We start from the raw sequence: 494 nt of genomic DNA, 5'->3' as shown, positions 1-494 counted from the left end.
CCTAATACTGCAACCAACAGCAACAGGAGGAAGTGCAGGTCGCCTTCACGCGCTTGCTCGATAGTATGGGCGATGGCCGGCGGGAGTCCCGCAACGATACCGGCGAAGATAATGATCGAGATACCGTTACCGATACCACGTTCAGTGATCTGTTCGCCGAGCCACATCAGGAACATAGTCCCTGTGACCAGACTGACAACAGCGGTGAAATAGAATGCAAAGCCTGGATTAATCACCAGGCCTTGCATACCAGGCATATTCGGCAGACCGGTAGCAATACCGATCGACTGGAATATCGCCAGCACCAGAGTACCGTAGCGGGTGTACTGGCTGATCTTACGACGACCAGACTCCCCTTCTTTCTTCAGTTCCGCCAGCGGTTGATAAACCACCGTCAGCAGCTGCACGATGATCGATGCCGAAATGTACGGCATAATCCCCAGCGCAAAGATAGAAGCACGGCTGAGAGCACCACCAGAGAACATGTTGAACAT

Annotated in this window: 1 protein-coding gene; it reads right to left on the bottom strand. The window is 53.2% G+C overall.

What is annotated here, in order from left to right:
* The coding region (locus FJV41_RS55540; RefSeq protein ID WP_368773786.1) for a preprotein translocase subunit SecY at window positions 1–494 on the bottom strand (494 nt) is incomplete at both ends.

The organism is Myxococcus llanfairpwllgwyngyllgogerychwyrndrobwllllantysiliogogogochensis, from assembly GCF_006636215.1.
Taxonomy (GTDB): domain Bacteria; phylum Myxococcota; class Myxococcia; order Myxococcales; family Myxococcaceae; genus Myxococcus; species Myxococcus llanfairpwllgwyngyllgogerychwyrndrobwllllantysiliogogogochensis.
Note: the sequence above shows the minus strand (reverse complement) of the source record. Positions and strands in the feature narration are given on the sequence as shown.